This is a genomic window from Pseudactinotalea sp. (genome assembly GCF_048594945.1).
GTDB lineage: Bacteria > Actinomycetota > Actinomycetes > Actinomycetales > Beutenbergiaceae > Pseudactinotalea.
In genome coordinates, this window is sequence record NZ_JBMDXJ010000175.1 from 1 (window position 1) to 4479 (window position 4479).

The 4479-nt window shown below is 68.5% G+C and carries 5 protein-coding genes, 1 tRNA gene and 1 pseudogene; 3 read left to right on the forward strand and 4 right to left on the reverse strand.

Annotated features, from left to right (window positions below):
• Positions 1-515: VWA domain-containing protein (locus tag ACOJSN_RS07875; RefSeq protein WP_420111952.1), on the forward strand; the 515-nt coding region annotated here is incomplete at its 5' end.
• Between the two features lie 218 nt (positions 516-733).
• Complete coding sequence (locus ACOJSN_RS07880) at positions 734-922, forward strand: DUF6458 family protein (RefSeq protein ID WP_420111953.1); 189 nt, start codon at positions 734-736, stop codon at positions 920-922.
• 21 nt (positions 923-943) lie between these two features.
• Here ACOJSN_RS07880 and ACOJSN_RS07885 read toward each other — a convergent pair whose 3' ends face one another.
• Positions 944-1615 (reverse strand): NADPH-dependent F420 reductase, encoded by a 672-nt coding sequence (locus ACOJSN_RS07885; RefSeq protein ID WP_420111954.1) that lies wholly within the window; start codon positions 1613-1615, stop codon positions 944-946.
• Positions 1612-2697 carry an LLM class flavin-dependent oxidoreductase gene (locus tag ACOJSN_RS07890; RefSeq protein WP_420111955.1) on the reverse strand — a complete coding sequence of 362 codons (1086 nt, stop codon included), beginning with the start codon at positions 2695-2697 and terminating at the stop codon, positions 1612-1614. Before ACOJSN_RS07890 ends, ACOJSN_RS07885 begins: the two co-directional genes overlap by 4 nt.
• Positions 2698-2869: 172 nt before the next feature.
• On the opposite strand from ACOJSN_RS07890, the pseudogene ACOJSN_RS07895 reads away from it, so the two are divergent.
• Positions 2870-3067, forward strand: a pseudogene (locus tag ACOJSN_RS07895) (DUF6458 family protein); the annotation flags it as partial.
• 81 nt (positions 3068-3148) lie between these two features.
• On the opposite strand, the gene ACOJSN_RS07900 reads toward ACOJSN_RS07895, so the two are convergent.
• On the reverse strand, positions 3149-3946 hold the full coding sequence (locus ACOJSN_RS07900) for a hypothetical protein (RefSeq protein ID WP_420111956.1): 798 nt from the start codon (positions 3944-3946) through the stop codon (positions 3149-3151).
• A gap of 266 nt (positions 3947-4212) precedes the next feature.
• A tRNA-Leu gene (locus ACOJSN_RS07905) sits at positions 4213-4298 on the reverse strand.
• Between the last annotated feature and the right edge of the window lie 181 nt (positions 4299-4479).

The window sequence follows — 4479 nt, forward strand, 5'->3', positions numbered from 1 at the left end:
GTCCGGAGCTGGTGCTGCTGTGCGACGTCTCGGGCTCGGTCTCCGGCTTCTCCAGCTTCACGATGCTGCTGGTCCGCGCGCTGAGCGACCAGTTCAGCCGCATCCGCGTCTTCGCGTTCGTCAACGCCACCGCCGAGGTGACCGAGCTGGTCAAGGAGGCCGACGACCCGGCCGCTGCGATCGCCGAGCAGGCCCGCGTCACGAAGTGGCACACCAGCAGCGACTACGGGGAGGCGTTCGGTGACTTCGTGGAGAAGCACCTCGACGCGGTGGGTCCGAGGACGAGCGTGCTGGTCCTCGGCGATGCACGGAACAACAACCAGCCGGCCAACCTGGACGCGCTGCACCGCATCGCCGAGCGGTCCAAGCGGATCTTCTGGCTCAACCCGGAGCACGAGTCGCGCTGGGGGCTCGGCGACTCCATCGCGCCGACGTACGCCGAGGTCGTGGAGATGCGCGAGTGCGCGACGGTGGAACAGCTCTCGCGCTTCGTCTCCCGCCTGCTCCCCGTCTAGACCTCGGGTCCCACGGCTCGGGGATGCGCCTGCCCACCCTCGGAGCTCGAGTGACGACAACCCTCCAGATCCTCGGCGGTCGCGGCGTATCGAGACCACGTCGGCCCCACCTGCGGACCCGGCCCCGCCGCGACCGAACATCGATCCCCAACCGTCCGACGTGCGCCTTCGGTCCACTCACGCCATCGTGGAACCGAACCACGACGGAGGGAGTCATCATGCAGATCGGTGGATCACTGTTCATGATCGCGGTCGGAGCGATCCTCGCGTTCGCCGTGACGGACGCCATCAACGGCATCGACCTGACGATGGTGGGCTACATCCTGCTGGCGGTCGGCGTGCTCGGGCTGCTCCTGTCGCTCATGTTGATGAGCAGTCGTCGCGGGGACGCTCCCCCACCCCGCTGACCACGGGCGACCCCTCTGGGGTCAGGAACGCACCGCGGCCACCTCGCGCCCACGGTCGGAGTGGGGGAACCGCTCGATCATCGCTCGCAGCTCGTCGAGCCCGACATCGGCCCCGAACGGCTCGGTGCCGGGCTCAAGACGCACGCCGTGCGCCAGGGAGTCCAGCGGCAGCGGATCGAAACCGAGGTCGTCGACGATCCGGCTCACACCGGAGACGGCCTGCGCGTCGTCCCCGGCGACGGCGATCGCCCGACGTCCCGCCGTCCCCGCTGGTCGCGCTCCCTCGTCGAGGTCGTGGTAGCCCATGTGGTTGAACGCCTTGACCACACGCGATGCCGGCAGTCGGCTCTGCACGACCTCGCTGGTGGACGTGCGCGGGTCGGTGAGGTCCGGGCGTGGGCCGTCCACCTCCCACCAGTGGTTCATGGCGTCGATCACGATCTTCCCGGCCAGTGCCGCGACGGGAAGGGTGTCGATCTTGCCGAGGGGCAGCGCCAGGAGAACGACGTCGGCGTCGCGGGCCGCGCGGTCGGCGGTCGTCGCGACGGCACCGGGCGCGAGCACGTCGACGGTGAGCGCGATGTCCTCGGCGGGGCCGGACCCGGCGATGAGCACGTCGTGCCCGGCGGCCAGGGCGAGCCGGGCGAGGACCGTCCCCACCTTCCCTGCGCCGAGGATGCCGAGCGTCGTCATGACGTCGCTCGGGCCTGCTCGGCCGCGAGGAGCTCGCGCACACGTGGGATGACCTCGCTCCCGTAGAGCTCCACGGAGCGGAGCCGATCCGGTGCGGGCACGGGACCGCTGGTGTAGATCATGTCGAACCGTCCGACACCGAGCGCCGTGATCGCACGCGCCATCTTCTGTGCCACCGTCTCCGGCGACCCGAGGTAGAGGGAGCCGTGGGCGATCTCCTGCTCGTACTGCTGAGGCGTGACCGGCGGCCAGCCGCGCTCGGCGCCGATCCGGTCGCGCTGTGCCTTGTAGTGCGGCCAGACGATCTTCGCGGCCGCCTCGTCGGTGTCGGCGACGAACCCCGGTGAGTGCATGCCGATCGGATGTGCCGTCGTGCCGAACTGGTCCGTCGCGCGCCGGTAGAGCTGGGTGTACGGCGCGAAGCGCTCCGGTGAGCCTCCGATGATGGCGAGCATGAGGGGCAGCCCGTGCTTGGCCGTCCGCACGACGGACTGCGGCGATCCCCCGACTCCCACCCACGTGTCGAGTCGGCCGGAGTCGGTCTTGGGGTAGAGATCGGCTTCCTGCAGCGGTGCGCGGGTGGTGCCCGACCAGGTGACGGGCTTCTCGTCGAGCAGCTTCACGAACAGCTCGAGCTTCTCCTCGAAGAGCGTGTCGTAGTCCGCGAGGTCGTACCCGAACAGGGGGAAGGACTCGGTGAACGAACCGCGCCCGAGGATGAGCTGTGCCCGGCCGTTCGAGAGTGCATCGAGCGTCGCGAACCGCTGGAAGACGCGCACGGGGTCGTCGGAGGACAGGACCGTCACGCCCGAGGCGAGCTTGATGCGCTCGGTCCGGGTCGCGATGCCTGCCAGGACCGTCTCGGGGCTGGAGATCGCGAAGTCGGAGCGGTGGTGCTCCCCCAACGCGATGACGTCGACCCCGACCTGGTCGGCGAGGACAGCCTCGTCGAGCACCTGACGGATGGCGTCGGCGTGGGAGAGGAGCCCTCCGTCGGGACCCTGGGGGACGTCACCGAAGGTGTCGAGCCCGAACTCGACCTGCTGCTCCGGCGTACCGTCGGAGGTCTGCTGCTCGGTCATGGTGGTCCTCCCGCCCGGCGCCCCGGGCACTGTAGTTGAACGATCACTCATGTCAATCCGTCTGTACTTCAGCGTATTCCCACACGCGTCAGGACCGCCGCCTCGCCCGGCGCGCCATCCGTGGGCACGAGTGCCTACTTCGGGGTAGGTTGTCCGGCAGCAACTCCCCCACGACCTGGAGGTCCCCCGCATGTCACTGGGTGCATCGCTGTTCCTGCTCGCCATCGGTGCCGTGCTGGCGTACGCCGTGCAGCCCGACGCCGTGTCGTGGATCGATATCGGCGTCGTCGGCTACATCCTGATGGCGGTCGGTGCGCTCGGGCTCGTGCTCACCCTCGTGCAGTCAGCGCAGGCGTCCAGGCGCCACTGACCAGCCACCGGCTGTCGGCACGACCGTGGGGACCGATCTGGTCCGCTGGCCCAGTCACGGAGAGGGCGCGTGCCGGTCGTATCAGCGGCGTGGCAGATTGCCGCGCACACGTGATGCGCCACGTGCCCAGATCGCGCTCCCGACGACTGCGAGCGTGATGCCGCGGACGATCCAGAGTCCCGGCCCCCAGACGATCTCGTAGTTCCCGGGAATGCCGAGCAGAGCCAGCACGACCTGTCCGCCGGCTGCCCTGCTGGACTCCATGTCAGTGAGGCTGGCAACGGCCAACAGACTGATGGTCGGTACCGCGAGAAGGGCGAGCGGTGCACACCACCTGCCGGCTGCGACGCGTTCGCCGCGAACGGCGTCGAATGCTGCCAGCCCCAGCACTCGAAGGGGGAACACGACCAGGATCCACAGCAGGAAGCTGAATCCGAGGCCGAGGAACGCGAGCACTGCGAACGTCACCATGACCCCGATGGCACTCGAGAAGCCGCTCACCTCGAAGTAGTCGGGGTAGGCGAGCATCGGCCCGATACTCATGATGAGCAGACCCGCTGGGAGAACGACGATCGGCCACCACAACAGGGTCCAGCGAGGTTCTTCGTGCCGGAGCCTGCCGAGCACGATCAGGTCGATGATCAAGCCCCCGGCAGTCATCGGGAAGAGGAACAGCGCCAGCAGCATCGGCAGACCATCGACGCGCTCGGGATCCAGGAGCACCAACGGCACAGCGGCCAGGACGAGCGTCGTGAGCGAGATGATCGCTGCCAGGAACCGAACGCTCTCCTCCGTGCGTCCTGCCTGGTCGGTGGTTCCTTCACGCTCGGAGAGAACGTCGACTGCCTCCCAGAAGCCCATCGGACTCGTTCCGTGCATGTGTCTCGACGCTCCATCGTCTGGCAGCAGTCTCGTGTGCTGCGTGATCTCTGATAGCCCGGGCGGCACCCGAGCATATGGTCGGTTCTCGAACCGGCTCAGGCGGCACGCCATCGCCGTCAGCCGCGACCACTCGCGTCCCTCACGCCCCGGGTGGGGACCCCACCCGCCGGGGAGGTGGCGATGCATCGATGGACCGTCGCGAGCTGTGGGTCGTCGAACAGCACAAGACCCCCGTACCGGCGAGAGTACGAGGGTCCTGCTCGTGTCCGAGGGGGGACTTGAACCCCCACAGCCCTATCGGGCCACTAGCACCTCAAGCTAGCGCGTCTACCAATTCCGCCACCCGGACGTGGGTTGCGCGCCTCATCGGCGCGCGATCGCCAACTCTAGCAAACCAGCCACCCGGAACAGAAACCCGGGTTCGAGCCCACCAGGCGCTGCCCGGAACGGTCGTAGAATGGGCGAGGCCCCCGGAAGGATTTGTTACCCGGGGCACTGCGAACCCAGCGGGATGGTCTGGGGTCAGTCAC

Coding starts and splice junctions, on each gene's coding strand:
- ACOJSN_RS07890 (WP_420111955.1), bottom strand. CDS start 2,697: ATGACCGAGCAGCAGACCTCCGACGGTACGCCGGAGCAGCAGGTCGAG.
- ACOJSN_RS07880 (WP_420111953.1), top strand. CDS start 734: ATGCAGATCGGTGGATCACTGTTCATGATCGCGGTCGGAGCGATCCTC.
- ACOJSN_RS07885 (WP_420111954.1), bottom strand. CDS start 1,615: ATGACGACGCTCGGCATCCTCGGCGCAGGGAAGGTGGGGACGGTCCTC.
- ACOJSN_RS07900 (WP_420111956.1), bottom strand. CDS start 3,946: ATGCACGGAACGAGTCCGATGGGCTTCTGGGAGGCAGTCGACGTTCTC.